Annotated in this window: 21 protein-coding genes, 3 tRNA genes and 1 pseudogene; 12 read left to right on the plus strand and 13 right to left on the minus strand. The window is 50.2% G+C overall.

Annotated elements, in window-relative coordinates; translation table 11 throughout:
• Nucleotides 1-13 precede the first annotated feature (13 nt).
• Genes rutF through rutA form a run of 5 tightly spaced genes read right to left on the minus strand, consistent with a single transcriptional unit; the run spans nucleotide 14 to nucleotide 3,657 of the window.
• A complete protein-coding gene (rutF, locus tag SD961_RS11935; RefSeq protein WP_318790585.1) occupies nucleotides 14-538 on the minus strand; it encodes an NADH-dependent FMN reductase RutF in 525 nt (174 codons plus the stop codon).
• Between the two features lie 13 nt (nucleotides 539-551).
• Nucleotides 552-1,403, minus strand: a complete 852-nt coding sequence (rutD, locus tag SD961_RS11940; RefSeq protein WP_318790586.1) for a pyrimidine utilization protein D — start codon at nucleotides 1,401-1,403, stop codon at nucleotides 552-554.
• An 11-nt stretch (nucleotides 1,404-1,414) separates the two neighbouring features.
• Nucleotides 1,415-1,801, minus strand: a complete 387-nt coding sequence (gene rutC / locus SD961_RS11945) for a pyrimidine utilization protein C (protein ID WP_318790587.1) — start codon at nucleotides 1,799-1,801, stop codon at nucleotides 1,415-1,417.
• 18 nt (nucleotides 1,802-1,819) lie between these two features.
• Nucleotides 1,820-2,566 carry a pyrimidine utilization protein B gene (gene rutB, locus SD961_RS11950; RefSeq protein WP_318790588.1) on the minus strand — a complete coding sequence of 249 codons (747 nt, stop codon included), beginning with the start codon at nucleotides 2,564-2,566 and terminating at the stop codon, nucleotides 1,820-1,822.
• Nucleotides 2,566-3,657 (minus strand): pyrimidine utilization protein A, encoded by a 1,092-nt coding sequence (gene rutA, locus SD961_RS11955; protein ID WP_318790589.1) that lies wholly within the window; start codon nucleotides 3,655-3,657, stop codon nucleotides 2,566-2,568. The genes rutB and rutA overlap by 1 nt, the downstream gene beginning before the upstream one ends.
• 279 nt (nucleotides 3,658-3,936) lie before the next feature.
• Here rutA and rutR point away from each other — a divergent pair, with 279 nt between their 5' ends.
• Nucleotides 3,937-4,596 carry an HTH-type transcriptional regulator RutR gene (rutR, locus tag SD961_RS11960; protein WP_318790590.1) on the plus strand — a complete coding sequence of 220 codons (660 nt, stop codon included), beginning with the start codon at nucleotides 3,937-3,939 and terminating at the stop codon, nucleotides 4,594-4,596.
• Between the two features lie 33 nt (nucleotides 4,597-4,629).
• Here rutR and cycA read toward each other — a convergent pair whose 3' ends face one another.
• The gene (gene cycA, locus SD961_RS11965) at nucleotides 4,630-6,024 is read right to left on the minus strand and encodes a D-serine/D-alanine/glycine transporter (RefSeq protein WP_318790591.1); all 1,395 of its coding nucleotides are present in this window, start codon (nucleotides 6,022-6,024) and stop codon (nucleotides 4,630-4,632) included.
• 207 nt (nucleotides 6,025-6,231) lie between these two features.
• On the opposite strand from cycA, the gene SD961_RS11970 reads away from it, so the two are divergent.
• The 3 genes from SD961_RS11970 (at nucleotide 6,232) to SD961_RS11980 (ending at nucleotide 9,204) form a co-directional block, all read left to right on the plus strand.
• Nucleotides 6,232-6,930, plus strand: coding sequence for an extensin family protein (locus SD961_RS11970; protein ID WP_318790592.1), 699 nt, complete (start codon nucleotides 6,232-6,234; stop codon nucleotides 6,928-6,930).
• A 796-nt stretch (nucleotides 6,931-7,726) separates the two neighbouring features.
• Complete coding sequence (gene sdiA, locus SD961_RS11975) at nucleotides 7,727-8,449, plus strand: transcriptional regulator SdiA (protein ID WP_318790593.1); 723 nt, start codon at nucleotides 7,727-7,729, stop codon at nucleotides 8,447-8,449.
• A 128-nt stretch (nucleotides 8,450-8,577) separates the two neighbouring features.
• Complete coding sequence (locus SD961_RS11980; protein WP_318790594.1) at nucleotides 8,578-9,204, plus strand: autoinducer synthase; 627 nt, start codon at nucleotides 8,578-8,580, stop codon at nucleotides 9,202-9,204.
• Here the strand turns inward: SD961_RS11980 and SD961_RS11985 are convergent.
• Together SD961_RS11985 and SD961_RS11990 are read right to left on the minus strand one after the other, a co-directional pair.
• Complete coding sequence (locus tag SD961_RS11985; protein WP_318790595.1) at nucleotides 9,201-9,539, minus strand: GlpM family protein; 339 nt, start codon at nucleotides 9,537-9,539, stop codon at nucleotides 9,201-9,203. The genes SD961_RS11980 and SD961_RS11985 overlap by 4 nt on opposite strands.
• Nucleotides 9,540-9,613: 74 nt before the next feature.
• Complete coding sequence (locus tag SD961_RS11990) at nucleotides 9,614-9,838, minus strand: DUF2594 family protein (protein WP_318790596.1); 225 nt, start codon at nucleotides 9,836-9,838, stop codon at nucleotides 9,614-9,616.
• 237 nt (nucleotides 9,839-10,075) lie between these two features.
• Between SD961_RS11990 and uvrY the strand changes: the two genes are divergently transcribed.
• The 6 genes from uvrY to SD961_RS12020 all read left to right on the plus strand — a co-directional run bounded on the left by uvrY (nucleotide 10,076) and on the right by SD961_RS12020 (nucleotide 13,625).
• Nucleotides 10,076-10,735, plus strand: coding sequence for a UvrY/SirA/GacA family response regulator transcription factor (uvrY, locus tag SD961_RS11995; protein WP_318790597.1), 660 nt, complete (start codon nucleotides 10,076-10,078; stop codon nucleotides 10,733-10,735).
• Nucleotides 10,728-12,560: an excinuclease ABC subunit UvrC gene (gene uvrC, locus SD961_RS12000; protein ID WP_318790598.1), complete on the plus strand. Its 1,833-nt coding sequence runs from the start codon at nucleotides 10,728-10,730 to the stop codon at nucleotides 12,558-12,560. The genes uvrY and uvrC overlap by 8 nt, the downstream gene beginning before the upstream one ends.
• A gap of 71 nt (nucleotides 12,561-12,631) precedes the next feature.
• Nucleotides 12,632-13,180, plus strand: coding sequence for a CDP-diacylglycerol--glycerol-3-phosphate 3-phosphatidyltransferase (gene pgsA, locus SD961_RS12005; protein WP_318790599.1), 549 nt, complete (start codon nucleotides 12,632-12,634; stop codon nucleotides 13,178-13,180).
• Nucleotides 13,181-13,338: 158 nt separating this feature from the next.
• Nucleotides 13,339-13,414 (plus strand) — tRNA-Gly (locus SD961_RS12010).
• A gap of 39 nt (nucleotides 13,415-13,453) precedes the next feature.
• Nucleotides 13,454-13,527, plus strand: a tRNA-Cys gene (locus tag SD961_RS12015).
• 12 nt (nucleotides 13,528-13,539) lie between these two features.
• Nucleotides 13,540-13,625 (plus strand) — tRNA-Leu (locus tag SD961_RS12020).
• A 146-nt stretch (nucleotides 13,626-13,771) separates the two neighbouring features.
• Here the strand turns inward: SD961_RS12020 and SD961_RS12025 are convergent.
• Nucleotides 13,772-14,110: pseudogene (locus SD961_RS12025) on the minus strand (integrase); the annotation flags it as partial.
• Between the two features lie 50 nt (nucleotides 14,111-14,160).
• Between SD961_RS12025 and SD961_RS12030 the strand changes: the two are divergent.
• A complete protein-coding gene (locus SD961_RS12030) occupies nucleotides 14,161-14,949 on the plus strand; it encodes a tail fiber domain-containing protein (protein ID WP_318790600.1) in 789 nt (262 codons plus the stop codon).
• Nucleotides 14,950-14,988: 39 nt separating this feature from the next.
• Here SD961_RS12030 and SD961_RS12035 read toward each other — a convergent pair whose 3' ends face one another.
• From SD961_RS12035 to SD961_RS12045, 3 genes are all read right to left on the minus strand, one after another.
• Complete coding sequence (locus SD961_RS12035; RefSeq protein WP_318790601.1) at nucleotides 14,989-15,468, minus strand: Hcp family type VI secretion system effector; 480 nt, start codon at nucleotides 15,466-15,468, stop codon at nucleotides 14,989-14,991.
• A gap of 209 nt (nucleotides 15,469-15,677) precedes the next feature.
• The gene (locus tag SD961_RS12040) at nucleotides 15,678-16,367 is read right to left on the minus strand and encodes a hypothetical protein (RefSeq protein ID WP_318790602.1); all 690 of its coding nucleotides are present in this window, start codon (nucleotides 16,365-16,367) and stop codon (nucleotides 15,678-15,680) included.
• 425 nt (nucleotides 16,368-16,792) lie between these two features.
• Nucleotides 16,793-17,494, minus strand: coding sequence for a B3/4 domain-containing protein (locus SD961_RS12045; protein WP_318790603.1), 702 nt, complete (start codon nucleotides 17,492-17,494; stop codon nucleotides 16,793-16,795).
• 43 nt (nucleotides 17,495-17,537) lie between these two features.
• Here SD961_RS12045 and SD961_RS12050 point away from each other — a divergent pair, with 43 nt between their 5' ends.
• A complete protein-coding gene (locus SD961_RS12050; protein ID WP_318790604.1) occupies nucleotides 17,538-18,140 on the plus strand; it encodes a helix-turn-helix domain-containing protein in 603 nt (200 codons plus the stop codon).
• Between the two features lie 322 nt (nucleotides 18,141-18,462).
• On the opposite strand, the gene SD961_RS12055 is transcribed toward SD961_RS12050, so the two are convergent.
• A complete protein-coding gene (locus tag SD961_RS12055) occupies nucleotides 18,463-18,942 on the minus strand; it encodes an Hcp family type VI secretion system effector (RefSeq protein ID WP_318790605.1) in 480 nt (159 codons plus the stop codon).
• Nucleotides 18,943-19,024: the final 82 nt, after the last annotated feature.

Consider the following 19,024-nt stretch of genomic DNA (forward strand, 5'->3'; position numbering starts at 1 on the left):
GCAGGGCGGCGTTTCAGGCTTCCTGCCGTTGTAGTCGGTGATAGCCCCGATCGAAATAGATCAGGCCATGGGTGTGATCGTTGTAAATCAGCGCCTGCGCCTCACAGACCAGCACATCGTGAGTGCCGACGCTCATCACCTGGGTCACTTTGCAGTCAAAAGAGGCTACGGCCCCGGCCAGTACAGGCGAGCCGGTGACGCTGGTTGACCATTCCGCCGCGATAAAACGTTCCGCCATCGGCGTCTTGCCGCCAAACAGGTTTGACAGGGATTCATGGCCCGCTGCCAGAGTGTTCACGCACAGCTGCTGATTGGTTTTGAAAACCTCATAAACGGAAGCGGATCGGTTCAGGCAGACCAGCAGAGTAGGTGGGGTATCGGTGACGCTGCAAACGGCAGAAGCAGTAAATCCCGCCCGGCCTGCCGGGCCGTCTGTGGTAATGATATTGACGGCTGCGCCCAGGCGCGCCATGGCGTTACGAAAATCTTGTTTTTCCACACCCACAGTGACAGCAGGTGCCAGGGTTGCCAGAGACATAATCAGTTCCTTATTACAGCGTGCGGGCAACAACGGAGACAGGGCATGGCTGCTCTGTCGGCGAAGGTTGACTCTGAGTAGCAGCGGGTGAGGTCTCTTCCAGCCATGCCGCCAACAATTGGTTAAACAGTGCGCTATCCGTAATGCTCATGGCATGCCCGCCCCACGGCATTTTTTCCAGCCACGCCTGCGGCAGTGCTTCATACAGCGCCTGCGAACAGGGCCAGGGCACCAGCAGGTCATCCTGCGCACAGATCACCAGAACAGGTTGAGTAATATGGCTGGCCAGCTGACTGAAATCGCAGGCCATCAGCGCATTCAGTCGACGCAGCAGATTTTCTGTCCCCTGAAAATGCGCAGCGTGCAGGGCATCTTCAGCTTCAATACGGGCCTGATTCTCTGCCAGCCAGTCAGCCGGATAAAGAAACAGCGGTTGCGCACGGACATAGGCTTCTACGCCAACGTTCAGCAGCAGCGCCTGACGAACGCTAAAGCAGCGGCGGGTATGAGCATTTAACCGCAGCCAGCCATTGACGATAACCAACCTGGAAACGCGCTGCGGATAGTCCAGAGCGAGCTGCATCGCCACCATGCCACCTAATGCATGACCGATAACGTCATAACGCTCAATGCCTGCCGCGGCCAGCTCCGTGGCCAGTTCAGCAGCCATATCAGCCATACTGTATCCTTCCGGCAGCGTATCGGGAGAGCGGCCGGTTCCACGCTGATCGTAAGTGACCACGCGATACTTTTGTCGCAGGTCATTCATCTGTGGCAGCCAGAAGCTCCCCAGACCGCCAAGCCCGGCAGAGAGGACCAGCGTTGTGGCTTCCGGGTGAGTCAAACCAGAGAGCTCAATATGCATAGGGTTCTCCGCTATTTACCAATGTGCGCAATGCTGGCGATTTCTATCAACGCATCCGGTTTAACCAGGCCGCACTGGATGCAGAAGCGTGCCGGCTTTTCGCCGGGGAAATATTCCGCATAAACACTATTTATCGCGGCGTAATTACTCCAGTCAGTGACAAAAATAGAGTTAAACGTCACGTCATCCAGGGTACCGCCAGCGGTCTCAATCACGCTTTTGATGGTCTCCAGAACGTGGCGGGTTTGTGCTGCGGCATTCCCCACATGAACAACGTTATTGTCCTTATCAAAAGGCAGCGTTCCGGAGACATACACGATGCCATCCGCGAGCGTGCCAGGGACAAAAGGTGCAATCGGGATACCCGTTCCCGGTGGTGTAATAATGGTCTTTGGCATGATTTTCTCGCTCAGGGCTTATGCCGTCTGTTTGATGGGAGCAGAGGCGTTTTGCAAAGCAGAGCAAAACGTCGTGACGTCCGAGACCCAGCCAAAGAAGGTCTCTATATTGAAGAGAGCGGCCTGCTGTGCAAACGGAGGGCCAGCCTGATAAGTTGCGTCTTCCAGCACAATGCCGAAATACTCCAGGAAGAAGCCATCACGCAGCGTGGACTCCACGCAGACGTTAGTGGCGATGCCGGTAAACACCAGATGGCGTATGCCGCGGCTGCGCAGCATGCTGTCGAGCGGGGTATTAAAGAAGCCGCTGTAACGAGGCTTGGGCAGCACGATATCGCCAGGCTGCGGCTGAAGCTGATCGACCAGATCGTAATCCCAGCCGCCTTTTGCCAGCAGCGTGCCTTCCAGTTCCGGGCGCTGACGCATGGTTTTCAGCGCATTGGATTTGTGCCAGTTGGGAGACCCAGGGCCGCCAGCTTCCACATACTGATCATCCCAACCGTTCTGGAACCAGATAATCTGAATGCCAGCCTCGCGGGCGGCAGTGACCGCGATATTGATATTATCGATTACCGGGCGGGTGGCAGAGACGTCAAAGCCAGCCAGATCCAGATATCCCCCCGTTGTGGCATAGGCATTTTGCATATCCACCACAATCAGCGCAGTCTGTTCAGGAGGGAAAGCGATCGCTTCCGGACGCGCCGGTAGCGTGATGCTGTTCTTCGTGGAGGCAGTGGTACAAACAACCGGCTCTTTAGCGATCATTACGCAACCTCCTTCGCGGCTTCAATGGTATTGCTCCGGCACTGCATCAGCGGCTGAATGCGCTCGCCAAAGTTTTCAATGCCCTGCAGGAAATCGTCAAAAGTCAGCAGCACGCCCTGAGTTCCTTCAACCGCGGCCACTTCGTCAAGCATGCGGGCCACGTTGGCATAAGATCCTACCAGCGTACCCATATTGATATTCACGGCGGAAGTGGGATCGGCCATCTGACGGACATTGGTGTCGCTGCCGGACTTTTTGTCCTGCTGGCTTTGCGTGGTCAGCCAGGCCAGCGCTTCCTCGTCCGCACCTTCTTTGTAGTGCTCCCACTTTGCCCGGGCCGCTTCGTCAGTTTCATCGGCGATGATCATAAAGAGCACAAAGGAGCCGACATCGCGTCCGGCTTCATCCGCCGCCTGTTTCATGCGGGTTGCGGTAGGGGCGAAAGCGGTTGGCGTATTTACCCCTTTGCCAAAGCAGAAATTGTAGTCCGCATGTTTTGCGGAAAAAGCCATGCCTGCATCACTCTGACCGGCACAAATCACTTTTACAGGCTTCTGCGGCTGCGGACTCAACCGACAATCGTTCATGGTGAAAAACTCGCCTTTCAGATCGGACTTGCCGGTTCCCCACAGATCCCGCAGCACGGAGACATATTCTGTCAGATAGTCATAACGGCGTGAGAAGTACTCATCGCCGGGCCAGATCCCCATCTGCTCATATTCCGGTTTTTGCCAACCGGTCACCAGATTTACGCCAAAACGTCCGTTGGAAATGGAATCTATAGTGGAGGCCATCCTGGCCACGATGGCAGGAGGTAATGTCAGAGTAGCGGCGGTGGCATAGATTTCGATACGTGACGTCACCGCTGCCAGGCCAGCCATCAAAGTGAAAGATTCAAGGTTATGATCCCAGAACTCTGTTTTACCGCCGAAGCCGCGTAGTTTGATCATCGACAGGGCAAAATCAAAGTGATAATGCTCAGCCTTCAGGACGATGGCTTTGTTTAACTCAAACGTTGGCATATATTGCGGCGCGTTGTTGGAGATGAGCCAGCCATTGTTACCGATTGGGATAAATACACCGATTTTCATTATGATACCTCTGGGTGTGCGTTAGGGTTAACTCCTGCGCTGCGGTGCATCCTGCACTCTCCCTGATGCGGCGCTCAGCAATGAAGTTGCAAAGGCTGTGCCAACAAAATTAATTGTTTGATTATCATCATGTTAAAGAAAATGCATTAAAATGTTATGGAGCAGGTGGTCTGAAATGGACCATTTGGTCAAAAATAGCTGCACACTAATCAGGCAGCTTGATCTATTTAAGTGCATTAGGCCCGCCGCAGGAGTTTTGCTATTATCCGGGCACCCCACATGGACAATGAGGTCTCAGTGAATTCTACAGATAAGTTACCGACGCCCACGCGCCGCTCGCGAGCCGTTGCCGCGAAACGTACGGCCATCCTCACTGCGGCACTGGCATTGTTCTCTCAATATGGCGTACACGGTACCAGCCTGGATAAAGTAGCCGAAGGCGCTGACGTCTCGAAAACGAATCTGCTTTATTACTACCCTTCCAAAGAAGCGCTCTACATCGCCGTGCTGAAAGAGATTCTGGATGTCTGGCTGGCGCCGCTGCGCGCGCTGCGCGTGGATCAGCAGCCGCTGGAGGCGATCAGGGATTATATCCGCCTTAAGCTGGAAGTCTCACGTGACCATCCTCAGGCTTCCCGTCTGTTTTGCATGGAGATGCTGCAGGGCGCGCCCTTGCTTAAGGGTGAGCTGGAAGGGGAGTTAAAAGCGCTGGTGGATGCAAAATCGGCAGTGATTGAAGGATGGATAAAGGAAGGCAAGCTGGCGGCCGTTGAGCCTCATCATCTGATTTTCATGCTCTGGGCAACCACTCAGCACTATGCAGACTTTTCAACTCAGGTGGAGGCGGTAACCGGTCAGACCCTGAGCGATGAAAGCTTCTTTAACCAGACGGTAGAGAATGTGCAGCGGATGGTGATTGAAGGGATCCGCGTGCGTTAAATAATAACGGGCCTGGCGGCCCGTCGCTCAGCATCAGGCTTTTTTCCTCTGGCGTAACCACCAGCCAATTCCCAGCAGAATAAACCATACGGGCGTCACCATCAGCGCCTGACGGGTATCTTCCTGCAGCGTCAGCAGCACCAGCACGAAAGCAAAGAACGCGATACAGACCCAACTCATAAATATGCCCAGCGGCATTTTATAAGCGGATGTTGCATGCAGTTCCGGACGTTTTTTGCGGTAGGCCAGGTAAGAACAGAGAATTATCGTCCAGACAAACATAAACAGGATGGCTGAAACTGTGGTGACCAGCGTGAACACCTGCATCACATTCGGGATCAGATAAATCAGTGCCACGCCTCCGAGCAGACAGAGGCAGGAGAAGAACAGGCCGGTAGTGGGCACAGCTCGTCTGGAAAGCAGACCAAAACGACGATGCGCAACCCCTTGCTGCGAAAGGCCATAAAGCATGCGGCTGGTGGAGAAAATGCCGCTGTTAGCTGAAGAGGCTGCTGAAGTCAGTACCACGAAGTTAACGATGCTTGCCGCCGCAGGCAGACCAATCAGCATAAACATCTCCACAAAGGGGCTGCGATCGGCCACGACACTGTTCCACGGCGTGACCGCCATGATCACCAGCAGAGCCAGCACGTAAAACATAATGATACGCAGCGGGATAGCGTTAATGGCACGCGGCAGCACTTTTCTCGGGTCGTGCGTTTCGGCGGCAGCGGTGCCGACCAGCTCAATCCCCACGAAGGCGAATACGGCTATCTGGAACCCGGCAAAGAAGCCACTCAGCCCTTTCGGGAACATACCACCCTGATCCCAGATATTGCTGATGGCTGCGGTGCCGCCGCCAGGGGAAGGGTAATGCATCGCCACCAGCACGATGCCGGTAACAATCAGCGCTACAATGGCCACGATTTTGATAATGGCGAACCAGAACTCCATCTCACCGAACAGCTTAACCGTGGCAATATTCAGGGAGAGGAAGACGAAGATGCAGAGCAGGGCGCTCATCCAGATGGAAAAATTGGGGAACCAGAGCTGGAAATAGGAGCTGATCGCCACCACATCGGCAATGCCCGTGACGACCCAGCAAAACCAGTAGGTCCAGCCGGTAAAGTAACCAGCCCATGGGCCAAGCAGGTCAGCGGCAAAATCGCTGAATGACTTATACTCCAGGTTCGACAGGAGCAGTTCGCCCATGGCACGCATAACGAAAAACAGCATAAAACCGATAATCATATAGACAAAAATGATCGACGGCCCGGCAAGGCTGATGGTTTTACCAGACCCCATAAATAAGCCGGTACCGATAGCGCCGCCAATCGCAATAAGCTGGATGTGACGATTATGTAAGTTGCGCCGGAGCTCGCCCGGGGCTTCTTCGTTAAGAAGCGTCTCTTTTGATTGGTCAACCATAACGGGATTCCTGTTCTTTACGTGATGTTATGTAAGCTCTTAAGGCTTTTACGGCGCAAATCTTAACGTAAAACCCCTTTGATGACAGGTAAAGTTGGGTATAACCAGACTGATTGCACAAAAACGCCGCTACACTTTTTTCATTCGGGATTGCCAAACTGTTATCCCTGTAAAATCTGGGGTTTAGGCTACGAGGGAAATAATACGATGAAAGGTTTGTTGGCTTTGGCCGGGGTAATTTTACTGCTGCTGGCTGTAGCGCCGTGGTTTGCGAAACATCTTCCCTCCGAATGGAATCCTTTCACGCCGCTCAGGGTGACCGATGCCCCCACTTTTATCACACGTTATAAAATAAAGCGGCTGGCAGACAATCCGGCCGGTTGCCTTGCCGTATTACATTCTGCTCAGCGGGAAGGCTATGTGCGCTTTACCCAGCCAGCCGCCACCAGCGGCAACTGCCCGTTGCCTGCGCCCGTTCGTGTACAGAGCTTTGGTGAGGTGCGATTAAGCTCAAGTTTCCTGGCAAGCTGTTCTCTTGCTTTGAGTTCCACAATGTTTATTACCCAGGCAGCAAAACCTTTAGCGGCCGCTGAGCTTGGCTCTCCCCTTACGCGAATCGATCATTTAGGCAGCTATGCCTGTCGCAATATCTATCATCGTGCTCAGGGGCGGCTCAGTGAGCACGCAACCGCAGACGCGCTGGATATCGCCGGATTCCGGTTAGCCAACGGTAAGCAGATTAGCGTGTTGAAAGCCTGGCCACGGCAGGAAGCGGATTCCCTCTGGCTGCATCAGGTTTTTCAAAAGAGCTGTGATTATTATGGCAACTCGTTGGGACCGGACTACAACGCCGCCCATGCTAACCATTTTCACCTTGGCATGCGCGGTTTCGGCGTATGTCGCTAAATGAAAATGATTTACTTTCCCCTTTAACCGCAATCTGCTCGCCGATCGGGCAAATGAAAGGCTGTCAAAGATGCTATTTTTCGCCTCTGCTCAGTAACAATATTCCATGCTCTGTTTTGACAGGGAGAATAGCGAAAAGCGGGTGCCTGGTAAAAAAGCGCACTCTGAACATCATCACGGTGAAAAAATTTATTTTCACGACGTTCAGAAAATGAACAGCAAAGGCGGCTTTTAATTAAAAGCGCCGAAAAATCTGTCTGTTATGTCGGCCCAGCTTAATGGAGTAAGCAAACAAGGCGGATTTTGTACAAAAAAATTAATCAATAATCAAAAAGGCAAACGGTTGAAATTCAATAAATAAACTCCATTTTATCATCTGTTTGGCGGGGTGGGATGTTTCTCAAAGTGCATACCCTTGCTCCATTCAGCTCAAAATTGTGCAAAACTTTAGAACCTAATACGGCAGGGGCAGCCATCAAATTTATTGAATATTTTCAGGAAAAATCCTATTCTAATCGGGTCGCGGGCTTAGCGAGACGGTAATCTCTTACAGGATGTCAGGAGAGGAATTACAGATATGAAGAGGCTTTTTAAAACCCTTGAGGGCGACCGGGATTTTTAATGAGCCGCTTTTTTGATCGTTTCAGGATGCTCGATATTTATTTACAAGTTATGCTCGCGTCCGCGGAAATTAACGGAAATAAGCTCTTTTTTATACATTTTTATTCACTTTTCACTTCTAAAGAGAAAGGTTTATAAACCTATAAGCATTGCTTACTGTCAGGATGAGGGTTGAATGAAATCTGTAGATTATTTCAGCTGGCGTGATGAAATGCAGTTAGTCTTCAATCAGGTTTCAGACTCGAAAGGTATAACTACGCTTATCGGACAGCAGGCAAGCAAACTGGGGTTCGATTATTATGCACTCTATATTCGTCATCCTGTGCCCTTTACCCGGCCCCAGATAACTATTTTCAGCAGTTATCCGAAGAAATGGGTGCGCTATTACCAACAAGAAAAACTGGCGCTCATAGACCCTGTTATCAAAATTTGCCAGAGCGCAGGAAAAATTTTGTTGTGGGATGAAGAATTAAGTAAAAGTGGCCGCAAAGTGTTTGATGCAGCTAGAGAATACGGTATTCACTCCGGCTTTTCGGCATCGGCTATGGCTGAAAACCGAGCCACAGGAATATTGTCTATGGCATCAGGTAAAGCTTTTGAAAAGATTATGTTAACACCTGAAAAGCAACTTAAACTACAGTATTTGACGGTACTGTCGCTTGAGGCGCTACAACGGGTTAAAGATATTTCTATGTCCGTGATGAATATGCAGCTGAGCCAGCGAGAATTAGAAATCCTTAAGTGGACTGCCGAGGGAAAAACTTCAGCAGAAATATCGCTCATTCTCTCAATTTCCGCAAATACGGTTAATTTTCATCAAAAAAATATGCAGAAGAAGTTCAATGCACTTAATAAAACGCAAGTGGCCTCTTATGCAGCGGCAATCGGGCTCCTTTAAGGAAGATGCAACTACCAGATCTGGTAGTATCAAGGGGCAAGTTGGTTGTCTACCCTGCGCGCAGGGTAGCAACCCTGATCGAGCCGTGAGGAGCGGCGTTCACGAGGGAATGCGACAGGGGATTAATAATGAAAATTATCCAAACCAAGCTTAAGGACATGCCATCCTCATTACTGGCAGAATTAGGAAGCTATCGCTACAACGTCTTTGCCCGCGGGGAAGGGTGGTCTATTCCTTCCCGTCTGAGTACGCCCGGCCAGGAGTACGATCGCTTCGATCGTTCCGATGTGAACTGGCTGATAGCCTGGCATGCCCAGCACGGGATTTGCGGTTGTGCAAGATTAATGCAGTGGCAGGATCCGGAAGCTGGCCCGGGCATTGATATGCAGAATAAAAAAAGTAAAAAGCCCGATCCCATATGGGAAATGTCGCGCTTCTCCGCCAGGCTGGAGATTGATCCAGAACTGCCGCTTACTATTTTATGGCACAGCGTACAGCTTGCTGAGCACTCTGGCATTGACTCTCTTTACAGTGCGGCTACCCCGATGCTGGAACAGATGTTTGAGCAGCACAAGGTAATATATGAACCGTTAACAGCCGGCGTGATTCAGTCGGAGGATAATCTGTTTGCAGTAAGGATCCCTGTTAAGCAGCCTCATATGGCGGCGAAGTTCCATGGTGCCCGCCGCTTCAGCCCGGAGGAGGTGCTGCCTACGCTGGGCGTCTCTGTCAGCTGGGGCGCGCGCAACCGCTAATGATGGAATCTGGCCCACAGCGTAATCAGCAGCCAGGCGGCCAGACACCAACAGGCTACGGCGCTGGTGAGGGCAAAAGGTAGACGCATCATCCCCACGAAGTACCAAAGCGAAAGCAGGTAAATAAAGTAGGGGATAATGGCCCACATACCAAAAATAATCGTGGTTCGCAGAGCTTCTGTACCACGGTCAGTGGCCACGATGTAGTGGGCAATCAGCGCAAAAGTCGGGAAGAGCGGGAGAAGACCGGCGATATAGTAGTTGCGGGTCTTTGATAACATCCCGATGAGTACCACCACCAGTGCGCCCAATACCGCTTTGAAAAGTAAGCCCATTGTTCCATTCATTCAGAGATAAAAGATAACCATCTTATAATGGCGAATGAAAAGCAATGGGCCAGCTGCCAGATTTATTGGCGATAAGCCTGTTTAATCTGTTTGATGGTGCTGCTGAAAACGTCTGCCTGCTGCTGATCGGTCAACTGGTCAATGTAGCGTTCCATGTTAATGATGACTTTACCGGCATCAGCCTGTCCCATTCCTTTTAACATGAAGGTGACCAGCGCTTTCATACAGGCCATCTCTTCCGCCAGGGTTTTTGTCTCTTCGCTGGTTGAAAAGTCAGTGTTGCTCATGATTTCTCCTTTTTGTCATCTTTAATTCAACGGGTTGTAAACACGCGCTGAAATTGTAAATCGCTAACAAGTATATCACATATCCCTCACAGATAAGGCAGAGTGCCACCAGCCAGCGTGAAAAGCTTTCAAGCTGAAGAGCCTATTATTTCAGTTCAATCACCAGGCAAAAAGAGGTAAGATCGCTGCTCAAATCCATGCATACACCTCTTGTTGATGCCCACCCGGAGAGACCTGTTGATTAGCGTTTTTCTTGTCGATGACCATGAACTGGTTCGCGCTGGTATTCGCCGCATACTGGAAGATATTAAAGGCTTTCAGGTTATTGGCGAAGCGAACTGTGGTGAAGACGCGGTGAAGTGGTGTCGCAACCATAATGTGGATGTGGTGCTGATGGATATGAACATGCCGGGCATCGGTGGCCTTGAGGCGACGCGGAAAATCGTGCGTTTCAGCCCGGACAGCAAAGTCATTATGCTGACCATTCATACGGAAAACCCGCTTCCGGCCCGGGTGATGCAGGCAGGCGCGTCAGGCTATCTGAGCAAAGGAGCCGCTCCTCAGGAAGTGGTGAGCGCCATTCGTCAGGTCCATTCCGGACAGCGCTATATTGCTTCAGATATCGCACAGCAAATGGCGCTCAGCCAGATCGAGCCGCAAAAGAGAGATTCTCCCTTCGACAGTTTGTCGGAACGCGAATTGCAGATTATGCTGATGATCACCAAAGGTCAGAAAGTGGCGGAGATTTCCGAGCAGCTTAATCTGAGTCCTAAAACGGTCAACAGCTATCGTTACCGCATGTTTAGTAAACTTAACATCAGCGGTGACGTTGAGTTGACCCATCTGGCCATCCGTCATGGCCTGTTCAATGCGGAGTCGTTAACCAGTAGTGAATGAACAGTTTGATGCCAAATCCTTTCTGAAAACGGTTACCAGCCAGCCAGGCGTTTATCGCATGTATGATGCAGGTGACACGGTTATCTATGTCGGTAAAGCCAAAGATCTGAAAAAAAGGCTGACCAGTTATTTCCGCGGCAATCTTGCCAGCCGCAAAACGGAAGCGCTGGTTGAGAGCATCCGGCAGATCGATGTGACGGTGACGCATACCGAAACAGAAGCGCTGCTGCTGGAACATAACTACATCAAGCTGTATCAGCCACGCTATAACGTCCTGTTACGAGACGATAAATCTTATCCCTATATCTTTTTAAGTGGGGATCCGCATCCCCGACTGGCGAGTCATCGTGGCGCTAAGCATGCTAAAGGCGAGTATTTTGGCCCGTTTCCTAACGGCTATGCCGTGCGGGAAACGCTCTCTCTGCTGCAAAAAATCTTCCCGGTTCGCCAGTGTGAAAACAACGTTTACCGTAATCGTACGCGCCCTTGTCTGCAGTACCAAATTGGTCGCTGCCTTGGCCCCTGCGTTGCTGGTCTTGTCAGTGAAGAAGAGTACGCGCAACAGATTGAGTATGTGCGGCTTTTCCTTGCGGGAAAAGATGATCAGGTGCTGAATCAGCTGGTCGCCCGTATGGAGAGTGCCAGCACCAATCTGAAGTTTGAAGAGGCAGCCCGTCTGCGCGATCAAATTCAGGCCGTGCGCCGCGTTACGGAGCGTCAGTTTGTCTCCAACAATGGTGACGATGTCGATGTGATTGGCGTTGCCTTTGATTCCGGAATGGCCTGTCTTCACGTGCTGTTCATCCGTCAGGGAAAAGTACTGGGCAGCCGGAGCTACTTCCCTAAAGTACCAGGCGGCACCGATCTGGCTGAGGTCGTGCAGACTTTTGTCGGGCAGTTTTACCTGCAGGGGAGCCAGGCGCGTACTTTGCCCTCAGATATCCTGCTGGACTTCACGTTGCCAGAGAAAGAACTGCTGGCGGACTCGCTGACGGAGCTTGCCGGTCGTAAAGTGGCGATCCAGAGCAAGCCTCGTGGCGACCGGGCACGCTACCTTAAGCTGGCCAGGACCAATGCCAGCACGGCACTGGTGAGCCGCCTGTCACAACAGTCCACTATCCATCAGCGACTTAAAGCGCTGGCAGAGGTTCTTGACCTGCCTGAAATTAACCGTATGGAGTGCTTTGATATCAGCCATACAATGGGTGAACAGACGGTAGCCTCCTGCGTGGTGTTTGATGCCAACGGCCCGCTTCGTTCTGAGTATCGTCGCTACAATATCGCCGGCATCACGCCGGGCGATGACTATGCCGCGATGAACCAGGTACTGCGCCGTCGTTACGGAAAAGAGCTTGAAGAGAGCAAAATACCGGATCTGATCCTGATTGATGGTGGAAAGGGGCAGTTAGGGCAGGCGAAAACCGTTTTTGCTGAGCTTGATGTCAGCTGGGATAAAGAGCGGCCCATTCTGCTGGGCATTGCCAAAGGAACGGATCGTAAAGCCGGACTTGAGACATTGTTCTTCGAACCGGAAGGCGAGGGGTTCTCACTGCCGCCTGACTCACCGGCCCTGCATGTTCTTCAGCATATTCGTGACGACTCTCACAATCATGCAATTACGGGGCACCGCAATAAGCGGGCAAAAGTGAAGAACACCAGCACGCTGGAGACGATTGAAGGGATAGGCCCAAAAAGACGTCAGATGTTGCTTAAATACATGGGTGGCCTGCAACCGTTGATGAACGCGTCCGTGGAAGAAATAGCGAAGGTGCCCGGCATTTCGCAGCTGCTGGCGGAAAAAATCTTTTATTCGCTGAAACACTAAGCATTGCAACCCCCGAAGCAATGTAGGAACATAGGGACAAATTCTACTCTGCCCAGACAGTTAGCATAACTATGCATTTTAACATTCCGACGTTACTAACCCTGTTTCGTGTCGTTTTGATCCCCTTCTTCGTGCTGGCGTTTTATCTGCCTTTCGAATGGGCCCCGCTGGCTTGTGCGCTGATTTTCATCTTTGCGGCGATCACCGACTGGTTTGATGGTTATCTGGCGCGCCGCTGGAAGCAGACCACCCGTTTTGGTGCTTTCCTTGATCCGGTTGCGGATAAAGTGATGGTGGCGATGGCGCTGGTGCTGGTGGCAGAGTATTTCCACTCCTGGTGGATTACATTGCCTGCGGCGACCATGATTGCCCGTGAAATTATCATTTCTGCCCTGCGCGAGTGGATGGCGGAAATCGGCAAACGCAGCAGCGTTGCCGTCTCCTGGATTGGCAAGGTGAAAACCACTGCACAGATGCTGTCACTGTTTGCGCTGCTCTGGCGCCCGGATAACACCGTAGTGGCAATTGGTGTTGTCGCGTTATACGTCGCAGCGGTGCTGACTTTCTGGTCAATGTTTCAATATCTCAACGCTTCGCGTAAGGATTTGTTTGAACAGTGATCGATGCGATTTAAAAAGCAGCAAACGAGAAAGAAGTCGGGATAATTATGTTGACTCATTTCGCCAGAACAGTAGAATGCAACGCATCGAAAGGCAGCTGGTCTGTCAGAAGATAAAGTAAATCAGCAGCTTCAGTCGATTATGACAAGTTGGTGTTTGCGGGAATAGCTCAGTTGGTAGAGCACGACCTTGCCAAGGTCGGGGTCGCGAGTTCGAGTCTCGTTTCCCGCTCCAAATTTTAGTCACCAGAGGCTCTGGTGGCACAGCAAGATTGGCGCGTTGGCAGAGTGGCCATGCAGCGGATTGCAAATCCGTGAACCTCGGTTCGACTCCGGGACGCGCCTCCACTTTACACCCATGCCCGGGTGGTGAAATCGGTAGACACAAGGGATTTAAAATCCCTCGGCTTATGGCTATGCGGGTTCAAGTCCCGCCCCGGGCACCATTATTTTCTACCGATTAAAAACGAATAAAAACAAGCACGTTGTGCAATGTCGTCGAACCGCCCAAGGGCGGTTTTTTTGTGCCTGAAAACCTCCGCCTGACATCCCGCCTGACATCATTTTTTGCAGACTGAATAAAAATTCTCCCTTACTGATTTCCGACAACCGGCACAATCTTAACTTTACGGTCGTAGCGTGCTGTTTGCGTAATGGTTCTGTGTCCTGAAATATCCTGTTTTTCCTGAAGCGTGCCTTCCAAATCTGATATTCCTTTGGCCTTGATATCATGAAACGTGAAATCAAATTGTAATTCAGGGTGAACGGCTTCAGCAGCTGCGCGTGCTTTTACCCAGGCACTGTTAAACCCATCGCGCGTGTATTTACTACCATTAGTCTGATGCACAACATACAGGCTACTCAGGCCTGATTTCAGGGGCAGTTCGTCGGCCAGAGCGATCGCCGCGCGCAGATGAGCTGACCACGCTTTATCTTTCGGGGCGTACCCCTGCTAATGTCGCTGAATGGTCATTCGGTAAAGTGACGGCGAATAGTAGCGATGTTGTCTGGCGTGTGGGCATCGTCCCGGAAATCGCTTTGCACGGCGGCGGGATCGATATTAAAGCTGCCGGGAACATCGGCGTGGATCGGCAAATCGTGAGTAGTTTCGTAGTAGCGGGTTCATGGGCTGGGCAATACTCTTCGCTGGCTTCCTATTACATCGGTGGAAACCAAACGATCGGATACGATGCTTATGTGCCGATGCTGAAACAGAAATTCGCCATGAGTGGCTGGTCTGGTGCCGTCTCTTTCGGTTTTGTCACGCCTGCGGGTAATGCTAATCCTGATGCGGCTATTCATGTAATCGCCAGCAAAGCGGCTAACGGGAATATTACTTTCCGGTTTAAATCATCAGGAGATATTCAAACGTCTAAGGGGCTTGTAGCGTTCGCCGCGTCTGATGCCAACCTGAAGACAAACATCAATGACGTTAACGCCGATGATGCAATTAGCCGTGTTGAAAAGTTGCGCCCCCGCGAATTTAACTGGAAAGGCGAAGGGCTGCCGGAAGATGCCGTAACGAGGGAATACAGAACCCGCCAGCGCCGGGGCTTCATCGCACAGGAGCTGAACGAGGTTAGTGAAGCCTATGCACTGCCACCAATAGCCGACGATGTGCCGTGGGGCTGGGAACATTCCGCTGTTGTCGCTGATCTGGTTATGTATGTAAGAGCCTTAAAAGAGAGAACAGATCAGCTGGAAAAAGAAGTATCAGAACTGAAAGCTGCGGCTGAAGGTTCGCAAGCGCAACGCAACAAAACGACGTAATTGCCAACACCAGCCCGGCTAATGCCGGGCTTTTTTATCCTAAGCCGTAGCGCGATCGTTCCACGAATCACGGTAGAGAATATTACCTTCCGTGTACTTCCAGGTAATCGCCTCATAGCGTAATTCGAGCGTTTCCAGATGAGTGCTGCTTATGCCATTTGGAGCCAGATAAGGGGAAACCGTTGTGATTTTGACGTTTTCCAGAATGATATTAAAATACTCGGCCTCGATGCCCGATTTCAGAATACGGTACATCTTGATTGTCGCCTTCTTCATGGTTCGGCCTTCGCAGACCGCGAGGTACAGTAGCGGGGTAGTTTGGTCGAATTCTTTAACAATAGTTATAGGGCAGTGAACACGCGTTCCGGTGAGTTTTCCCCAGTTGGGATCTACAGGAATGGTTACGCCGTGAGAGAACGATTTTAATTCGATTGAGCCTAACCGGAGTGGCATCAAGCAACTACCAACAATTGGTGAGCCGTTTTCATCTTCAAGCCATAAGTGTGCGGGAGTAGACATATTAATTCCTTATAAATATGTTGTTCCAGAAGTTACCATTTCACAAGAGTTATTACTAATACAATAAATATAAGTATTGGCCATAAAGGCCCGTTTGGAAAGAAATGTAGAAAGGTGAATGAGAAAATAACTGTTAATGCGGCTGGGCCGTAATAAGTAAGTGAAGATCTACATATTCGTTTAATGAATCTTTTGAAAATGTTGCGCATTTATCCAACCATCTTTTTTATCGTATTTATAATATCGCTGTCTGATACTCCATTTTTGAATGCTTCAGCTCTATCAAATAAAGGTTCAATTAGAAAATACATCATTTCTAACTCTTGAGCGTATAGCGCGGCATAATAACTGGGCGCTAAATAATAAAGTCGGCGTGCGCTATCCGCAGCTTTTTGGACTATTCCATATATACCAGCAATGCCGATAAGACCGGCAGCTCTGCCACCTACTAAAGCACTCATATCAAGGCTTATATTCATGCCAATAGCAACTGTAGATGCGACAGCCAAAGCAAAGCCGGCGTTTGTTAGATAGCTAGCGGCAATGTGAACATTGACCGTCATTAAACTTTTTTTGATAAAGTCTAATTGGTCACTTGTTTTATATCTGAATATTTCTTCGAAATATATTTTAAGCATATCATGGATGACATTACCGTGTTCGAATAGATGTACAACGCCACGTTGAAACCGAATATCTTCTTTTTTTTGTTGCAGACAAATATCCTGATATTCAGTAGTAAAACAGGATGTGTAAAACAGCGCGCGCTGTGCGCCTGCTCCTGTCACATCAATTTGATTAGATACCACCCTTCCAATGCCTGTTAATGCGTGGTCGAGCTTTAGCGCAAGTATGTTGTTTGCTTGCAGAAAACTGATTACATCGCTGCTGTAATACATAACCCTATCCTTTTGATTATTACTACTTAACTAATCAAACAATAATGGGATCTTTACGTCATGTAAACATCCAGGTGGTTCATATAATTGAATAGCTATGCTTAAATACTTCCAAAATCCGCCTGACATTACGTTTTAACCATGCGAAAAAGCCTGCTAAAGCTGATGGGAATTTGTGTGAATGCCAGGCGAAATTAGCTTATCTTTTTGATAAATAAGAATTTTAACGCAATTTAAAATCCATTTTGCAGACTGAATAAAATTCTCCTACTGGCTTCCGACTAGCGGAACTCTCCAGGCAATGTTTGTTTCCATTGCTAAGCCCGGCTCAGGGACTGTCAGCTAAGTTTCAAATGTGGCCTTTACAAGCCACATTAAGAAAATATCTGAAGATCAAACGAACCCTGACTAGCTGAAAGCAAAATTCACTCTTTATTAATGCCAAACCCTACCAGCTCCTGGGTAATGACCGATCCTGGCATCATTGCTTCTAATCCTTCTGTCAGTTTTTCACCCGCCTCGATTAATTTCGCCAGCGGCATCTCCGGAAGGGACTCAAGAATAAACCACATTTGCTTATCCTGAGCACTTAACCTGGTTCTGACACCCTGACGCCAGTTCCAGCGGCGGCATGTCACACCCATATCATCACGCCATACAACTTCTCCTGGCTCCGGAGACTCGTGCGATGGCTGCCCCTCTTTCATGGTATCAAACACTTCATTGCCCTCAGCTACTACCAGTCGAGGTGCGCCAGAATAGGCAGCCATGTTTTCGCCACCCACCGGAACGGCATAGGCGATGCTGATGGCATTATAGAGATCGACTACCGGATCTATGCCTGCCATGTTTCCATCGCGCAGTATACGTTTCCGCAAGGCTTCCGCAGAGCAGGGCGTACGTTTGGGCTTAGCGCCAAATTTTCTGAATACTTCCGCCCAGCTTTCAAGATGCGCATCAGCCCAGGCTGGCTCGCCTGTTTTTACAGATCCACAGGCTTTCATCAGCGCCTGTGAACCGACTTCGGGGTGAGTGACTGGCGCTGCTTCAACGACGATGCTCAGGGCGCGAAATCCCGGCGCTATATCAGCAATGGAAGGGGCTATTGACGGGTGGACAATAAACATCGGATAATCCTTTAACGACTAATTTAGTTCATGATAATGACCGATGAAGAGTAAAGTCAATAAGCCCTTGCAGATGAATACGGCGATACAGGATATCAATAGTGCGGTATCAGAAAGGATCAAAGCGTTCCGGAAGGCACGCCGTTTTTCACAGGATGAGCTCTGTCGTCTGGCAGGGATCAGTAAAGGAATGTTGGTTGAACTGGAAAAGGGTGCAGCGAATCCAAGCATCGCCATCCTGTGTAAGCTGGCGACAGCAATGGGTTTGTCTGTGGCGGATATTGTTAACGTTAGCAGCGCACCCACTGTCACTGTGATCAGTTCTGATGATATTCCAGTATTATGGAGAGGAGACCAGGGGGGATCGGCACGCTTACTGGCAGGCACCCGTGGCCCGGACATGATTGAGCTATGGCGCTGGGAGATGTTCCCCAGGGAATATTATCAGGCGACGGCCCATTCCGCCGGAACGCTTGAATTACTTCATGTGGAGCAGGGAAACCTGACGCTGACCATCAACAATAATGAACACGTGGTCGGGCAGGGGTGCTCAGCAGTGGCTAATACGGATATCCCGCATGCCTACTCAAATAAAAGTGACGAAATCGTAGTTTTCACCATGGCTGTGGCAGAGTTAATTCGTTAAGAAGCGAGAGCCGCTCTCCCGATAAGCCGATCTTTTTAATAAAAAGGCTGCTTGCAAAGAGTACCTGCGCAACGGCCGCTGCTCTTAAACGCTGATCATCTGTTCCCGTGTTAATAAATATGGATATGGCATGCAATTTTCAAATCCCTCAGCTTATGGCTGTGCGGGTGCAAATCCCGCCTCAACACCATTATTTCTATCGATTAAAAAGCAATAAAAGCAATGATTTTGTGCAACGTCATGGAACCGCCTGAGGGTGAGTCTTTTGTGCCTGCTATTTCTGCATGACATCCAGACAGGCTTATGCGTGGCTTTTTCATCTCTAAGCCGTAGCGCGATCGTTCCACGAATCGCGGTAAAGAATATTACCTTCCGTGTACTTCCAGGTGATCGCCTCATAGCGCAATTCGAGCGTTTCCAGATGAGTGCTGCTTATGCCATTTGGCGCCAGATAAGGCGAAACCGTTGTGATTTTGACGTTTTCCAGAATGATATTAAAATACTCGGCCTCGATGCCTGATTCCAGAATACGGTACATCTTGATTGTCGCCTTCTTCATGGTTCGGCCTTCGCAGACCGCGCGGTACAGTAGCGGGGTGGTTTGGTCGAATTCTTTAACAATAGTTATAGGGCGGTGAACACGCGTTCCGGTGAGTTTTCCCCAGTTGGGATCTACAGGAATGGTCACACCGTGAGAGAATGACTTGAGCTCAATGGAGCCTGAGCGCAGCGGCATCATACAGCTACCGACAACTGGAGAGCCGTTTTCATCTTCAAGCCATAAGTGTGCGGGTGTTGACATGTGATTTCCTTATAAGAGAGATTTGAATAGTGTTATTAGTACTGAGTTTAATTTTTCCGTTATCCAAAACAAAAAACCATAA

This window comes from Erwinia sp. MMLR14_017 (assembly GCF_033657285.1).
In the GTDB taxonomy this organism is placed as follows: domain Bacteria; phylum Pseudomonadota; class Gammaproteobacteria; order Enterobacterales; family Enterobacteriaceae; genus Erwinia.